The organism is Cellulomonas sp. A375-1, assembly GCF_001040865.1.
Lineage (GTDB): Bacteria > Actinomycetota > Actinomycetes > Actinomycetales > Cellulomonadaceae > Cellulomonas > Cellulomonas gelida.
The window spans coordinates 14,787-30,028 of record NZ_LFKW01000066.1 but is presented as its reverse complement, the minus strand read 5'-3'; the positions used below and the strand labels follow the sequence as shown (position 1 = coordinate 30,028).

Here is a 15,242-nt window from a genome sequence, read left to right as displayed (position 1 = left end):
CCGCGAGCGTGCCGGTGACCTGCACCGAGATCCGCTTGCCGCGCTGCGCGGGAGCGAGCACGAGCGACGACGAGGTCGCGCCCGCGATCCGCGTGCCGCCGGCGAGCCACTGGTAGCGCAGCGTGGTCCCCGAGGTCCACGTGCCCGGCACCGCACGCAGCGCCTCGCCGACCGCTGCGGTGCCCGAGATCGTCGGGACGGGCGACAGCGGGATCGTCGTCGGTGCCGCGGCGACGAACGTGCGCACCGCGGACCGGTGCACACCACCGTGCGGGCCGGTGGTCAGGACGTACCAGCCGTGCTCGCCCGCGGGGACGTCGCGCCACACGGCCGAGACCGTCGCGCCCGACGGCACCGAGGCGAACGACGCGATGGTGCGGGACGTGAGCACGTCCACGCGGAACGAGTCGGTCGCCAGCGTCTTCGTCGTCGGGGTCAGGCCCACCGCCGCGTACGGCACGGTGAACTCCTGCATCCCCGGCGGCGAGTTGAGGGACGCGTCGTCGGAGTCGAAGTCGTCGAGCGACGGCGAGTACGTCCGCACGACGATCCGGCCCTCGTCGTTGTCGAAGTGCAGCAGGCGCAGGTAGCCCTGGCCGCCCTCGGTCAGGCCCTGGTAGTCGAAGAGCATCGAGTAGACCGTGCGGTCGGCGGTGCCGTCACCGTCGTCGTCGAACTCGTCGGTGCGCGTGTAGGCGTCGTGGTAGTGGCCCGAGCTCACCGCGAACACGTTCGGGTTGGTCGCGACGACCTCGTCCATGACCCGCTGCGGGATCGGCCCGAGGCCGCCCGTGGTGAGCATGAACTCGTGCAGCGCGATCCACACCTTGCGCTCGGGGTAGGCCCGCGCGACCTCGTTCATCCACGCGATCTGCTCGTCGGCCGGACCCCAGCCCATGTACAGCACCAGCAGGTCGATGCCGTCGGCCGTGATGAGGTCGTAGTGGCCGCGGTTGTCCTGCAGCTGCCCTCCGTACCAGGGGTTGCCCTCGAACCGTGCGGCGCCGAACCGCGCGCTGTACTGGGAGTAGTCCTGCGCGGCGTGCCCGACGTCGTGGTTGCCCGCGAGCACGCCGTACGGCAGCCCGGCCTGGTCGAGCTGGGCGTACGCCGCGTCGGCGCGCTCCCACTGCTCGGGCTGGTCGTAGTCGTCGACGATGTCGCCCGTGTGCACCAGGTACTGCAGGTTGAGGGCGTCGCGCTGCTCGAGCAGGAACCGGTGGATCGCGAGCTGGTGCGGGTAGAACGCGGGGTTCTCGTTGTAGTACTGCGTGTCCGACTCCCACGCGACGGTGAAGTCGTACTCGTCGCGCGGCGTCGCCGCGGCGTGGAACGGCGTGACCGCGGACTCGCGCGTCGAGCGGACCTCGCCCGCGAAGCCCTCGGAGTGCTGGACCAGCACGGTCACCGTGCCGTCCGCGAGGTGGTCCGCGACGGGCACGAGCGCACCGAGCGTGAAGTCGGTGGCCCCGCCGTCGGTCGTCAGGTGCCGGTCCACCTCGTCCCAGCGGTTCGCGGTGGTGTTCCGGACGTACAGGAGCACCTTGGCGTCGGCGTTGGCCGAGCCGCTCCACGCGACCCGCACGTGCGCGTCGGCGCCCGCGTCGGCCGGGACCGCCACCGTGAAGAGCTGGTACGGGAACTGCGTCGCGGAGCTGACCTGCGACGCCAGGCCGTCGGTGCTGGCGAGCTTGGCGAGCTCGTCGGCGGACAGGAGCGTCGGGTCGAGGTCGTCGCCCGCGGCCACGCCCGTGACGCCCGAGGCGGCCGTCACCTCGTCGTCGCCCGCCGTGAAGGCGTAGCCCTCGCGGAGCGCGACGCCGAGGGCGTCGCCCTCGGGACTCGTGGGCGTGGCCCGCAGGACCACGTCCCCGGCCGGGACCTGCGCACCGTCGAGCGGCGAGAGCAGGTCCGTCACCGGGGTCTCGTCGGCCGTGCGGAACGTCAGCGTGCGGCGCGTGGTGCTGCCGAGCGTGTCGCGCGCCTCGAGCACCGCGACGTGCTCGCCCGGCGTCAGGTCGAGCGACGAGGTGACGTGCGGCAGCGTGACGGGCGCTCCGTCGAGCGTCGCGGTCAGGGACGCGACGCCCGAGCCCGCGTCGGTGGCCTGCGCGTCGACCGTCACCGGCCCGCGGTACAGGGTGCCGTCGACGAGCGGGGTCGTGACCTGCGGCGCGGTGTTGTCGACGACGACCGTGCGGGTCACGCTCGTCGTGCCGGCCGTGGCGGTCACGGTGTGCTCGCCGTCGGCGACCGCTGTGGTGTCCCACACGTGCGCGAGGGAGCCGAACGCGTCGTCCGGGATCGTGAACGTCGCCGTGAAGTAGACGAGCGTCGCGTCCTTGAAGCCGATGCTCGCGGACGGGTCCGGGCACGGCACCGCCGCGTGCTCGGCGCCGGCGGCCTCACCCGCGACGCCGCACGAGGTGGGCCGCAGCACGCGGCCGTCCGGCAGGGCCAGCCGCACGTTCGAGGCCGAGAAGTCGTCGTTGTTCTCGTTCACGTCCGGCTGCGGCCACGCCTTGGTGCCCGCGTAGATGCCGATCGTGAGCTCACGCCCGCGCAGCACCTGGTCCACCGGGACCTCGGCCGTCACCGTCTCGACCCGCGAGTAGAAGCCCTCGTCGAAGATCGTCAGGACCTGGTCGCCCAGCTTGACGCCGTTGCGGAAGAACGCGTCGGTGCTCGTCGCCTCGAACGCGAACACCGGCGCCTTCTCGAGCGAGGGCACGACGCTGCCGACGGGCTCGCCGTCGATCGCCAGGCCCAGGTCGGCGGGGTCGCCCTCGGTCGTGGCGGCCACGCGGGTCCGCCCGCCGACGAACTGGCCGTCGCGCACGTCGAGCCGCACCGCGTCGGGCTGGCCGTCGCCCAGCTCGAGCCGCACCGTCTCGCTCGTCGTCGTGTGCGTGCCGTCCGAGGCGCGCACCGTGTACTCGACCCACCGCTTGCCGAGCAGGTCGACCGCCGGGATCGAGTACCCGAACCGGTGCGGCGCGCTCGCCGTGAGCAGGTGCGTCACGGGCGCGTCGACGTTCGTCGTCAGCGTGAGCGCGACCGTGCGGACCTGACGGTCGTCGGTCACGTCGAAGAGCAGGTCGAGCGAGTCGGCGTCCGGGCTCTCGGAGCCGCCGGTCAGGTCGCGCACCACGGGCGCGGTGGCGTCCACGGGCGGCACGACGAGGTTCGTGGGCACCTGCGACGCGGAGACCCGGCCCGGCGTGGGAGCGGCCAGCCCGACGAGCGTCTGCGCCGGGCCCGCCGGGTCGGCGGGCGTCCACAGGTGGTCACCCGGTCCCGGGTTCCACGCGTACTGGATCGCGGTGGTCGGCGTGGTCTGCGCGTCGGTGAACCAGTACGCGGAGCTGACCTCCTCGCCCGTGTTCGTCGCGACCCGGATGCCGCGCGGCCCGGCGTTGGCCATGCCGCCCGAGGCGATCTCGACGAGCTGCGTGCCCGCCGCGAGGTCCGTGCCGTACTGCGCGTTGAAGTCGGCCGCCGTCAGCGCGCGGCTCGCGTCGTTCTTGATCCAGAGCACGAGCGTGCCGCCCGCGGGGATCACCGGGTCGGTGGGCGTCGCGGGCCACAGGGCTGCGCTCGTCTGCACCGCATTCGCGTCGACGTACAGGTAGCTGATCGTGAAGTCGTCGAACGAGACGGGCGCGGCGGAGCCGTTGTAGACCTCGATGAACTCGTAGGCGTCGGCGCCGGCCAGGTTCGGCGTGTCCGGCGCGAGCTCCGTGACCTGCAGGATCGGCGCGACCGCGCCGGGGGGCGTGGTGGGGCCGGTCGTGGGCTCCGTCGTCGGCTCCGTCGTCGGCTCGGGCGTCGGCGTCGGCGTCGTCGTCGGCTCGCTCGTCGGCGTGCCCGACGGGTCCGGGCTCGGGGCGACCAGCTGGTCCGGCGTGACGCTGCCCGGCGACGGGACCGCGGCCTGCGCGTGCACGCCGGCTGCCGTCCCGGAGGTCGGCCGACGGTAGTGCGCGCTCCGCTCGGCGGCGGTGTCGGTGCCAGCGGTGTAGGTCGACGACGCGATCGTCTGCCCGCCCGAGCGCAACGCCACCCCGCGCGTGCCGCTGTTGGCGAACCCGGCCTGACCGGTCACGTACGCGACCGGGACGCCTGCGTCGAGCCCGTAGTGCGCGCGGAAGTCGTCCGCGTCGAACAGGAACGCGTTCGGGCTGCCCGACGAGTACCCGTCGGCCGTGCCCGAGGAGTACCGCAGCCACAGCGTCAGCGCGCCGCCCGCGGGCACCACCGCCGGGCTGGGCGAGTCGGCCGCGAGGCTCAGCGACGTGACGTTCGTGCCGTTCGTGTACGCGACGCTCACGCCCGACGCGACGAGGTCCACGTCCCGTGCGCCGGGGTTGGCGATCTCGACGAACTCGAAGTTGTCCTGCGTGCTCGGGTGCCCGTCGACGACGTGCGCGCCGTTGTCGGGGTTGATCTCGGAGACGAGGAGCGTCGGGAGGGCGGGATCGTCGGCGGCGGCGGGGGCCGCGACCGCGAGGGCCGTGCCGACGACAGCGGCGGAGACGAGGGCGGCGACCGGCCGCACCCCGGGGGCGTGCACACGCATGAGGTCTCGCTTCGGGTCGGGGGTGATCCGGGGCGAGCCTCACGCGCGTGGGTGAACACCGGTCCCACCTCGGGCGACGCCGAGGTGTCCGGTCGATGCCGAGCGCGTCCGACCTGCACGAACCGGTGTCGGGCCTCACCCGTCCGGCCGCAGGGCGGTGCGCCGGGAGCGGCGCACGTCAGGACGGAGGGCGGTCGGTGGGGTGCAGCGCGATGAGCCAGGACAGGTAGTGCTCGGTCACGGTGCCGCCGAGGTCCCGCACGGCGCGCGCGGCGGCGTCGACCTCGTCGGGCGTCCAGTCGCTGAAGGTCGTGAACAGGCGGTGCACCTGCTGGGCGTCCAGGTCAACGGACCAGCGGAACGTGCGGACCGCGTCGGCGCGGAACAGGCCCGAGCGCGTGAGCTCTGCGACCGTCACGGACGCGTCCTCCGCATCGGGACCCGGGCGCGGTGGGCGCGTCCGGGCGCGGACGATCTCGTCGGTCCGCGCGCGGAACGGCGTGGGCACGTCGGGGTCGCCGAACACGTTCCGCCAGACGAGGAACGTCCCGCCCGGGACCAGCGCGCGCCGCACCTTCGGCAGCACCACGTCGAGGTCGAGCCAGTGGATCGACGTCGCCGCCACCGCGAGGTCGAACGCGTCCTCGCCCAGGTCCGCGTCCTCGGCGCGCGCGACGACGACCTCCGCGGCCGGGTGCGCCGCCCGCAGGCGTGCCGCGAGCTGCGGCCCGGGCTCGACGGCCGTGACGTGCAGACCCGCGGCCAGCAGCGGACCGGTGGCCTGCCCGCTGCCCGCGCCGAGCTCGAGCACCCGACGCCCGGGCACGAGGTAGCCGGCGCGCGTCAGCTCGTCCCAGAGCTCGCGCGGATAGGGCGGGCGCGCGTCGTCGTAGATCGCCGCGTGCTGCTCGAAGTGCCGCGGGTCCACCATCCCGCCGAGCCTACGACCGTCGCCTCGCGAGCACTCCGCCGCGCACGACGCGCACCGGAGCCCGGAGACTAGAACGCGTAGGTCACGGTCCAGCGGGCCTGGGCGCCAGGAGCGAGGGTGGCGACGTGGAACGGCTCGGCGGACACCGTGTAGTGGTTCCCCCAGACGACGAACCGCTCGGGGACGTAGCTCGTCGTCATCGTGATGCTGCCGACCGCGTCGTGCCGGTGGACCAAGGTCAGCGGGTCGCTCGCCGCGTGGTCCAGCTCCTGGTAGTGACCGACGTGCCCGGGCGCCAGCACGCGCCGGTGCACGCTGCCGTCCTCGGCGATCCGGTAGCCCTCACTCTCGGGGAGCGTGACCGCGGCGCTCGTCCGGAACAGCTCGTCGGCCGCCGGCTGCGGGAAGAACGGGTGCGGGAACCACCGCACGGGCAGCGCACGACCGTCGTCCGCGTTGATCAGCTCGGTGACCGAGCGCAGCGTCCGCCCGACGAGCGTGAGCGTGCGCCCGAGCGTGCACGCGAACCCGCCCCACGCGTGCGCGGTGCGGAACGTCAACGACGTCGCCGTCTGCGCGACCTCCCACACGCACCGCTCGACGACCGTCCCCGCCTCGACGTCGCACACCCCGACACCGAGCAGCAGCGCGTCGCCGTCCTCCGCTCCGGGAGCCCGCAGGGGCTCGAGCGCGAACGAGTCGGGGATGCCCTGCCCGTCGAACCAGTTGAAGTCGTCGGGGTAGGTCGGCCCGGACATGAGCGGGCCGTGGCGCGCGTCGTGCACCTGGAAGACGTACCCGCCCGTGCAGTACCGCGGGCCGGTCAGTGCCGCGTCCGCGACCGGGTCGAGCACCTCGACCCGCAGCTCGTCCGTGAGCAGCTCGTACATGCGCCTGCCTCAGCCCGTGGTTCGGTCGGTGGGCACGCTACCGGCACCGACCCACCGACGACGGCGACGCTCCCGGACGCGCGAGAGGCCGGACCAGCCTCGGCCCGGCCTCACGGCGCAGCGACGTGCACTCGGCGGAGACGGTGGGATTTGAACCCACGGAAGGGTTGACCCCTTCACGGCCTTAGCAGGGCCGCGCACTAGACCTGGCTATGCGACGTCTCCAAGTGCGCACAGGCTACCCGTGCAGGTCGCCGGGAACCAAAGCGCGTCCGCGACGAGTCGCCTCAGCGGTCGAACGCCCAGGTCCGGTCGGTGAGCATCCGGGCGACCGCGAGCCCGATCGACAGCGCCACGACGACCAGCGCGGCCTGCACGCCGTACGCGAGGGCCTGCAGCGTCTGGCCGTCGGACAGGTGGAAGATCGCTCGGTAGGCCAGCACGCCGGGCACCATGATGACGACCGCGGGCACCGCGACCGTCACGCGCGGCACGTCGAGCCGCGGCGCCAGGTAGGCGGCCAGCAGGCCGACGACGAGCGCGGCGCAGGCCGCGGCACCCTGCGTGACCACGCCGACCTCGACGAGCAGCAGGCGCCCGACGTTCGCGACCATCCCGACCGTCGCCGCGAGCAGCGCCATGCGCCACGGGCTGTTGAACATGAGCGCGAACCCGATCACGCCGAGGAAGCTCGCGACGAACCGCAGCCCCCACAGCGCGAACGGGTCGAGCGCGGGCGGCGGGGGCGGGTCCGGCTGCAGGCCGACGAGCGAGGAGACCGCCCAGACCGCGAGCGCCGCCGACGTCAGGACCATGAGCGCGTACGTGAGCCGGGACAGGCCGGCGGAGAAGTCGAGCCGCGCGAGGTCCAGCGCGCCGGCGACGAGCGGGAACCCCGGGATGAGGAACAGCACCGACGAGACGTAGCCGGCCTCGTGCCGCATCGACAGCGCACCGAGCTCGTGCAGGCCGGTGACCAGGCCGAGGTAGGTGAAGCACGCGAGCGCCGCGGCCAGCATGGTCACGCCGAACGGGTTGTAGCCGCGGTGCAGCATCGCGCGGCGCAGGAGCTGGCCGAGCCCCGCGGCGACGAACACGCCGCCGATCTCGACGGGTCCGCCGTTGTTGAGGAACGCGAACGCGGCGCACGCGATCGCGGACCACAGCGCGTTGAGGAGCGCGTTGTACAGCGGCGGGCGGGCGGCGATGGTGCGGACCTCGGCGAGCACGTCGTCGACCGGGACCGGCACGCCGGTCTCGTCGTGCCGGCGCTCGAACCGCGACACCATGCGCTCGATCAGGGCGAGCCGGTCGGCGTTCACGCCGACCGCGCGCACCTCGGTGACCTCGGTGCGGAACGACCGCTCGCGGTGCGACGTCGTCGTGATCTCGGTGAGCGTCACGTGCGCCTCGTGCCGCTCGACGCCCATCGCGCGCGCGATGCGCGCCATCGACGCCTTGACGCGGTAGGAGCCGGTACCGCCGGACAGGCTGAGCTTGCCGACCTGCAGCGCCGCTCCCGAGCGACGGATCAGGTCGAGCTCGTCGTCGTCGGGCTGGATCGAGGACGTGGACACCTGCACATCTTGGCGTGCCCATGCGCGCGCGGCTGGGTCGATCGGTCCCAGGCGGCGGGTCGTGCAGGACGACCTTCGTCACACCCGGGCGGGTCACGCGCTCGTCGTGACGTCCCCGTCGACGTACTGCCAGCCCTCCGGGCCGCGCACGAACCGGCTGACCTCGTGCAACGACCCACGGCCGCCCGGGCCGCGGTGGAACGCCTCGAACTCGACGGTGCCGACGGTGTCGAACGCTCCCCCGCCGCTCGTCGCGCGCACGTCGAGCCGGTACCACTGCACGTCGTCGTCGAGCGTGAGGTCCGCCGGGCGCGTGCTCGGGTGCCACGAGCGCAGCAGGTAGGCGGCGTCGCCCACGGCGAACGCGCTGAAGCGCGAGCGCATGAGCTGCTCGGCCGTGCCGGCGGTGCGGGTCCCGTGGTGCAGGGGTGCGCAGCACTCGTCGTACGTGAGCCCGCTCGAGCACGGGCAGCGGGTGGGGGCCACGCGTCCAGTGTGCGCGACCGGGCGCGGACACTGGACGCGTCGCGTGACTGTGCGCGTCCCCGTCAGGCGCGGCGGTCACCCGTCCCGGCGCCGAACAGCATCCTCGCGAGCATGAGCAGCCACGGGCCCGACGCGGCGACGAGCACCAGCCACGCCCACGCCCAGCCGCCCGCGAACCCGACGGCCAGGAACACGGCGGCGGCGACCGTCCAGAGGGCGGCGGTGTAGATGCCGAACCGGGCGGCGGCGGCCGGGTCCTGCTCGAACCGGTTGTCGGCGACGTAGGTCTGCTCGGCGTCGCGGGCCCAGGCCTTCTTGCGGTTGGTCTGGGTCGCGCCGAGGGCCGAGAGCAGGCACACCCCGACGACGAGCAGCAGCCCGGCGGGGACGTACCAGCCGGTGGCGAGCGGCCGGAGCGCGGTCGCACCGGCGAGCGCGGCTCCGCCGACCGTCAGGCCGGCGCCGAGACCGTAGCCCGCGGCGCGACGGGCGGGCAGGGGGTGGTTGGTCGTCGTCTCCTGAGCCAGCGAGGCGCCGGTGAGCCAGCCGACCGCAGCCGCTGCGACGACGAGGGCGGCCAGGAGCGCCGCGTCGGCGACGTCGACGGTGCCGAGCGCACCGAGGGTGGCGACGACGAGTGCGCCCGCGCCGACGAGCGACGCCAGGACCACGCCGACGACGAACCCGGGGCGGGGGCGGACCTTCTGCAGCCGTGCGGTCTGCGCGGCGCGCTGCACCGCAGTGACCTGCGGCCGGGCGCCGTCCGGGGAGCCGACTGTGACGGGGGCGGCGCCTGCGGCGTCCGCGACGAGGGCCCGGACGTCGCCGAGCTCGTCGAACGCGCGCCGCGGGGCCTCGTCGGGCGAGACGCCGGCCAGCTGGAGCTCGAGCGCGCGGGCCTCGAGGTTGCTGCGGATCTCCTCCTTGAGGTCCTGGACCTCGGGCGTGAGGTCGACCCCGGCGAAGGCGTCGTCGAGCAGGCGGTGGACGGTCGACATGGGTCGGAGCCCTTCGTGGACGGAGCTCATCGGTCGGAGCCCTTCGTGGCGGGAGAGGTGCGGGGGGCGGGCTGGTCGAGCAGCGAGTCGATGACGTCGCGCGTGGCCACCCAGGCCGCGACGTTGCGCCGGTAGACGGCCCGCCCGGCGTCGGTGATCCGGTAGTACTTGCGGCGGCCGCCCTGGGACTCGTCGCCCCAGTACGCCTCGACCAGGCCGTCGGAGGTCAGGCGCCGGTACGTGGCGTAGAGCGTCGCCTCCTTGATCTCGTGCGTGCCGCCGGTGGCGTCGCGGATCGCCCTGTAGATCTCGAAGCCGTAGCGGTCGCCGTGGCGCAGGGTGCCGAGCACGATCGTGTCGGTGTGGCCGCGCAGCAGGTCGGCCGAGAAGGCGTCGCCTGCGGTGTCGGGCGTCGGTCGTTGCATCACGACGGGTACTGTATCTGATCCACTACCTGATGACAACGAACCGCCGTCGCTCACCGCACCCGCTCTGCCCTAGACCCCCAGGTCGATCACGACCTCCTCGCGCTTGAAGGTCGGCGGATCTGCCGGCAGGTCGGCGGTCATCGAGTACGGCACGCCGTAGTTGTTGGCCATGTCCATGACGAAGTGGAACCGGTGCACGCCGGAGGCGGACGTCGTGTACTTCTGGTTCCAGAACGCGAACAGGGCCCACGCGAGGGCCTCGAGCGTCTCGACGTCGGCACCCGCGCCGTGCGCCAGCTCCATGAACCGGCCGGTCGTGAAGCTCGGGCCCATCTGGATCGGCTTCTTGAGCCACCGCGCGGAGACGATCACCTCGTTCTGCTCGTCGAGCGTGCCGGTCGCCTTGTCCCGGAACGTCGCCTTGCCCGTGCCGTCGACCAGGTCGGCCTTGTGCTCACCGCCGACCAGCGAGGTGCCCTTCGACTTGCTGGGCGGGACCTGGACGGCGGCGGGCTGGATCTCGAAGTAGCAGTCCGTCAGATCGTGGATCGCGGCGACCTTGGCGGCCAGCGAGTAGGTCGACGGGTTGTCGAACACGTCGCCGAACCCGCCGGTGAAGCCGATCAGGTACCACGGGTAGTACTTGCCCATGTGCCAGTTGCCGTACCGCGCCGCGATGGTCGTTCCCATCCGGGTCTGGAACTGGGTCTTGAGCTTGGGCATGAGCGTGTCGAGCTGGTGCGAGAGGTACGCGCTGTCCATGGCACGCGCCGCGAGGTCGGTCTCGGCCTTCAGCTGGGGGGCGGCCTCGATCTCGCCGACCAGCGCGACGGCCAGGTCGACGTAGTTCGAGTACACGCGCCCCACCGGGACCTGGCCCAGCACCGCGCGCTTGACCTGCGGCCCGATCCCAGCGGTGTTCTCGACCGCGATCCAGGAGGCCAGGAGTGCGACGACCTTGTCCTTCACGATCGCGATCTCGTTCGACAGCACGCGCCCCGTCTTGGGGTACGTCGTCCCGGTGACGGCCTGGTACATCGCCTGGTAGGTCGCCTCCGCGTCGGTGCAGCGCGCACCGTTCACGACGACGACGCGTCGGACCTCCTCGGCGCCGGCCGCCACCGCGTGCGGGGCACCGGGGGTCGCGTCGGAGGGCCGGTCGGACGGGAGGTGCCCGACGAGCGCGCGGTGCGCGAGCGCGTCCGCGGCAGCCTCCGCGGGGTCGTCGGCCCGTCCGACGAGCGGGGCGCGGCCGGTGCCGGACGAGCCCGAGCCCTCCTGGACGACGTGAGCCAGCTCGTGCGCGAGCAGCGACCGGCCGCCCGTCGTACCGGGCGCGTAGGTGCCCTGCGCGAAGTACACGTCCGTGCCGTACGTGAACGCCCGCGCCTGCAGCTGATCGGCGATCCCGGCGGCCGCGGGGTCCGCGTGGACGCGGACGCGCTCGAAGCTGGTGCCCATCGCGGCGCCGAGCGACTCGCCGAGCTCGGCGGGCAGGCGCTCGCCGCGGCTCCGGCGCGCGTCGAGGACCCGGCGCAGCGGGGTGGCCACCTCGGCCCCGCCCAACGGGTCCGCCGCGACTCCGCCTCGTCGGACGAGGTCGGGGGCGACGACGTGCGACACGGGGGCGGGCCGCAGCGGCGCTCCCGGGACGGGCTGCGGGGCACCGTCCTGGGCGTCCGGGGGCGCCGTCCCCCGAGACGACTCGTGCACGTGCATCGCCACGTCAGTCATGCGGACCTCCCCCGGCAGCGGCGCCGCGTCCGCCTTCACCGTACGCCGGGGCGTCCGCGTGCGGGAGCCCCGGGAGCGGGTGACGTGACGCGCTGGATGGGCGCTCGCTGGATGGGCGCTGCGGGCGCTGCCGGCTCCGCGGGTCTGCGCCGGGCAGGGTGTCCGCTGTGGGCGAATATGCGTTGACCCGCACCCCACCTCGGGAGTGTGCTGACGACGTCCGACGACGACGGGGACGCGTCGGACGCCACGCGCGGCCGCGCGGACCGGACGTATCAGGGCGTGTCAGACCCTCTCGTTAGCGTCTGGCCCTCGGCCGGTGTCTCTTCGGACGTCGCGCCGACGGCCGCTCCCAAAGCACCGCAGCACGCCAGCACCCCCGCACCCCAGCACCACGTCAGCACGGCCCCTTCACTGGTCCTCTCGCTCCCGCACCCGCGCTCCAGCCCGGGTGCGGACGGTCTCGACGCCGCGCCACCGCGCGCCCTTCACAGCACGGAGAAACCCCATGTCCGAGCCCCTCACCGCGACGGCGACACCCGCCACGCCCGGCACCCCGGCCCAGCCGGGCTCGTCCGCGCCCGACCCTCGGCGGTGGCGCATCCTCGGCGTCATCGCCATCACGCAGCTCATGCTCGTGCTCGACGGGTCGATCATGAACATCGCCCTGCCGTCCGCGGCCGACGACCTGCAGATCGCCCCGAACGACATCCAGTGGGCCGTCACCGCGTACACGCTCGCGTTCGGCGGGCTGCTGCTGCTCGGCGGTCGCGTCGCCGACTACCTCGGGCGCAAGCGCGCCATGCTCATCGGGCTGGTCGGGTTCGCCCTGGCCTCGGCGCTCGGCGGGGCCGCGGTCAACGCCGGGATGCTGTTCGGCGCCCGCGCGCTGCAGGGCGTGTTCGGCGCGCTGCTCGCACCCGCAGCACTCGCACTCGTCACCGTCACGTTCACCGAGCCGCGAGAGCGCGCCAAGGCGTTCGGCGTGTTCGGCGCGATCTCCGGCGGTGGCGCGGCGATCGGCCTGATCGCGGGCGGAGCACTCACCGAGTACCTCGACTGGCGCTGGTGCCTGTTCGTCAACCTGCCGATCGCGCTGGTCACCGCGGTGATCGGCGCGCGCGTGCTGCGCGAGTCGAAGGCGCACGGCGACACGCGGTTCGACATCCCCGGTGCGCTGCTGTCGACCGTCGGGCTCGTCGCGCTGGTCTACGGGTTCACCGAGGCCGCTCGCCGCGTCCCGGGCGAGAACGGCACGCCGACGACCGTCGGCTGGAGCGACCCGCTGGTCGTCGGCCTGCTCGTCACCGCCGGCGTGCTGCTCACCGCGTTCGTCCTGCTCGAGCGCCGGGTGCGCAACCCGCTGCTCCCGCTGCGGATCGTGCTCAACCGCAACCGCGGTGGCTCCTACCTGGTGTTCCTGCTGGTCGGCGCGGGCCTGATGTCGATGTTCCTGTTCATGACGTTCTACTTCCAGTACGTCATGGGCTACGAGCCGCTGCGCGCCGGGTTCGCGTTCCTGCCGTTCAGCCTGGTGCTGATCCTGTTCGCCGGGGTCGTGGCGCGGCTGCTGCCGCAGACCGGGCCGAAGCCGCTCATGATCACCGGGCTCGCGCTCGCAGTCGCCGGCATGCTCCTGCTCACCCTCACGCGGCCGGACTCGAGCTACTGGACCACGGTGTTCCCGGCGCTCGTGGTGCTGAGCCTGGGCATGGCGATGGTCTTCATCCCGGTGTCCTCGACCGCCCTCGTCGGAGTCGGCGGGCACGACGCGGGCGTGGCGAGCGCCATGCTCAACACCGCGCAGCAGGTCGGCGCGTCGCTCGGCATCGCGCTGCTCAACACGCTCGCGCTGTCGGCCACGACGAGCAAGCTCGCCTCGCTCGTCGCGGGCGGTGCGGACCCGGCGTCGCCCGCGACGCAGGCCACCGCCAACGTGGCCGGGTACCACGTCGCGTTCGTCGTCGGCGCGGGGATGTTCGCGCTCGCCCTGCTCGTGGCCGCGACCGTCGTCGTCGCCCGGCGCGACGACCTGCCGACGGAGGGTGCGGTCGTCGCCTGACGCCGGCCGCCGAGCGAAGGCCGACGCGCTCGCCCGGTCCGGGGGCACCCTGCTCCCGGACCGGGCATCAGGCCTCCTCGAACCTCACGCTCCGCGTCGCGACATCGGTCGAGACGAGTCGCACGCGCTGCCGCGTACCTGCCTCGAGCCCGGTGCCCGCGACCTTGGCGTGCACCACCGGGTCGGCGAGCTGCAGCACGCCGGACGTGCCGTCGTCGGACGCGTCGACGACGATCCCGTCGAACACCTCCCCCTCGCGGCCGGCCAGCAGCGCGGCCTCGACGAGGTCGAGGCACCCGCGCTCGTACGCCGACGCGCGTCGGTCGCCCGCGGTCATCAGGTCGGGCAGCGTGGGCAGCGCCGCACGCACCCAGTCCGCGGGCTCCTCGTCCGCCGCGATCGCGAGGCAGACCTGGGTGGCGAACCGGTCGACGAGGCGCCGCAGCGGCGCGGTGACGTGCGCGTACGGCGAGGCGATCGCGCCGTGCCCCGGGTGCTCGGGACGTTCGCCGTCGAACGCGACATAGGCCGCGCCGCGCAGCAGCGTCGTCGCCTCGGTCAGCACCGCGGCCTGACGCGGGTCGGCGGCGTCGAGCTCGCCGACGACGTCGCCCACCTGCGCGCCCTGCGGCCACGCGACGCCGAGCGCGAGCGCGGTGCGCCGCAGCCGGGCCACGTCCTTGGGGTGCGAGGCAGGCAGGGTGCGCAGCACCCCGATGCGCGCGTCGAGCATGAGGCGTGCCGCGCAGATGCCCGTGAGCAGCGAGATCTGCGCGTTCCACTCCTCGACCGGCAGCGTCGTGCGGCTCGCGAGCTGCCACGTGCCGTCCGGCCCGAGCTCGACCTCCTGCTCGGGCATGGGCAGCGTGATGCCACCGCGCTCGCGCTCGGCGGCGACCCGCAGCTCGCCGACCCGTCGCAGCAGCGCGAGCGGCCCGTCCCCGGCGGCGAGCCCGGAGCGCGCGTCGATCGCGCGCTGGGCCTCGTCGTACGTGAGCCGCGCGGTCGAGCGCACCAGCGCGCGCCGCACGTCGACGCGCCGCGGGGCACCGTCGTCGTCGAGCTCGATCTCCCACAGCGCGGCGGGAGCCTCCTGGCCCGGCAGCAGGCTCGCCGCACCCTCGCTCAGCTGCGGCGGGTGCAGGGGCGTGCGGCCGTCGGGTGCGTACAGGGTGGTGACGCGGCGACGTGCCTCGTCGTCGATCGGGTGCCCGGGCTCGAGCCACGCGCCCACGTCCGCGATCGCGTACCGGACCAGGTAGCCCTTGCCGCGGCGCTCGACGTGCAGCGCCTGGTCGAGGTCCATCGAGCCGGGCGGGTCGATCGTGAGCAGCGGGATGTCGCGCGCGTCGAGGCGCTCCGCGGGCAGGGGCCCGGCCGCGGCGCGGGCCTGCGCCTCGGCGAGCACCGCGGCGGGGAACGCGGCGGGGACACCGAGCTCGTCCCGGAGCGCGGCGAGCCCGCTGCGGACGGCGGTGTCCACTTCGCGGGCCCGGTCGACGGCGACCGCGGGGACCAGGCGTACGTGACGACGAGGCACGCGCCGAGCCTAGAGGC

At 73.9% G+C, this 15,242-nt stretch carries 10 protein-coding genes and 1 tRNA gene; 1 reads left to right on the top strand and 10 read right to left on the bottom strand.

Annotated features, from left to right (window positions below; all coding sequences use genetic code 11):
- From CWIS_RS07775 to CWIS_RS17570, 9 genes are all read right to left on the bottom strand, one after another.
- Nucleotides 1-4,579: metallophosphoesterase (locus tag CWIS_RS07775; RefSeq protein ID WP_053071617.1), on the bottom strand; the 4,579-nt coding region annotated here is incomplete at its 3' end.
- 178 nt (nt 4,580-4,757) lie between these two features.
- Nucleotides 4,758-5,510: a class I SAM-dependent methyltransferase gene (locus CWIS_RS07770; RefSeq protein WP_048342692.1), complete on the bottom strand. Its 753-nt coding sequence runs from the start codon at nt 5,508-5,510 to the stop codon at nt 4,758-4,760.
- Between the two features lie 68 nt (nt 5,511-5,578).
- The gene (locus CWIS_RS07765) at nt 5,579-6,400 is read right to left on the bottom strand and encodes a hypothetical protein (RefSeq protein ID WP_048342691.1); all 822 of its coding nucleotides are present in this window, start codon (nt 6,398-6,400) and stop codon (nt 5,579-5,581) included.
- Between the two features lie 135 nt (nt 6,401-6,535).
- Nucleotides 6,536-6,625: transfer RNA gene (locus tag CWIS_RS07760), tRNA-Ser, on the bottom strand.
- Between the two features lie 62 nt (nt 6,626-6,687).
- A complete protein-coding gene (locus tag CWIS_RS07755; RefSeq protein ID WP_053071622.1) occupies nt 6,688-7,977 on the bottom strand; it encodes a threonine/serine exporter ThrE family protein in 1,290 nt (429 codons plus the stop codon).
- A 93-nt stretch (nt 7,978-8,070) separates the two neighbouring features.
- The gene (locus tag CWIS_RS07750; RefSeq protein ID WP_048342690.1) at nt 8,071-8,463 is read right to left on the bottom strand and encodes a YchJ family protein; all 393 of its coding nucleotides are present in this window, start codon (nt 8,461-8,463) and stop codon (nt 8,071-8,073) included.
- Between the two features lie 62 nt (nt 8,464-8,525).
- On the bottom strand, nt 8,526-9,461 hold the full coding sequence (locus CWIS_RS07745; protein WP_048342689.1) for a permease prefix domain 1-containing protein: 936 nt from the start codon (nt 9,459-9,461) through the stop codon (nt 8,526-8,528).
- Between the two features lie 26 nt (nt 9,462-9,487).
- Complete coding sequence (locus tag CWIS_RS07740) at nt 9,488-9,886, bottom strand: PadR family transcriptional regulator (protein ID WP_048342723.1); 399 nt, start codon at nt 9,884-9,886, stop codon at nt 9,488-9,490.
- A 72-nt stretch (nt 9,887-9,958) separates the two neighbouring features.
- Nucleotides 9,959-11,623, bottom strand: a complete 1,665-nt coding sequence (locus CWIS_RS17570; RefSeq protein ID WP_156186591.1) for a DUF4157 domain-containing protein — start codon at nt 11,621-11,623, stop codon at nt 9,959-9,961.
- A gap of 508 nt (nt 11,624-12,131) precedes the next feature.
- On the opposite strand from CWIS_RS17570, the gene CWIS_RS07730 reads away from it, so the two are divergent.
- Complete coding sequence (locus CWIS_RS07730; protein WP_048342688.1) at nt 12,132-13,685, top strand: MFS transporter; 1,554 nt, start codon at nt 12,132-12,134, stop codon at nt 13,683-13,685.
- A 67-nt stretch (nt 13,686-13,752) separates the two neighbouring features.
- Here the strand turns inward: CWIS_RS07730 and CWIS_RS07725 are convergent, their stop codons facing one another.
- Nucleotides 13,753-15,225 carry an RNB domain-containing ribonuclease gene (locus tag CWIS_RS07725; protein ID WP_229747299.1) on the bottom strand — a complete coding sequence of 491 codons (1,473 nt, stop codon included), beginning with the start codon at nt 15,223-15,225 and terminating at the stop codon, nt 13,753-13,755.
- Nucleotides 15,226-15,242: the final 17 nt, after the last annotated feature.

Excerpts from the sequence above, each read along its gene's own strand:
- CWIS_RS07770 (WP_048342692.1), bottom strand. The coding sequence starts at position 5,510 with ATGGTGGACCCGCGGCACTTCGAGCAGCACGCGGCGATCTACGACGAC.
- CWIS_RS07765 (WP_048342691.1), bottom strand. The coding sequence starts at position 6,400 with ATGTACGAGCTGCTCACGGACGAGCTGCGGGTCGAGGTGCTCGACCCG.
- CWIS_RS07745 (WP_048342689.1), bottom strand. The coding sequence starts at position 9,461 with ATGTCGACCGTCCACCGCCTGCTCGACGACGCCTTCGCCGGGGTCGAC.
- CWIS_RS07740 (WP_048342723.1), bottom strand. The coding sequence starts at position 9,886 with ATGCAACGACCGACGCCCGACACCGCAGGCGACGCCTTCTCGGCCGAC.
- CWIS_RS17570 (WP_156186591.1), bottom strand. The coding sequence starts at position 11,623 with ATGACTGACGTGGCGATGCACGTGCACGAGTCGTCTCGGGGGACGGCG.
- CWIS_RS07730 (WP_048342688.1), top strand. The coding sequence starts at position 12,132 with ATGTCCGAGCCCCTCACCGCGACGGCGACACCCGCCACGCCCGGCACC.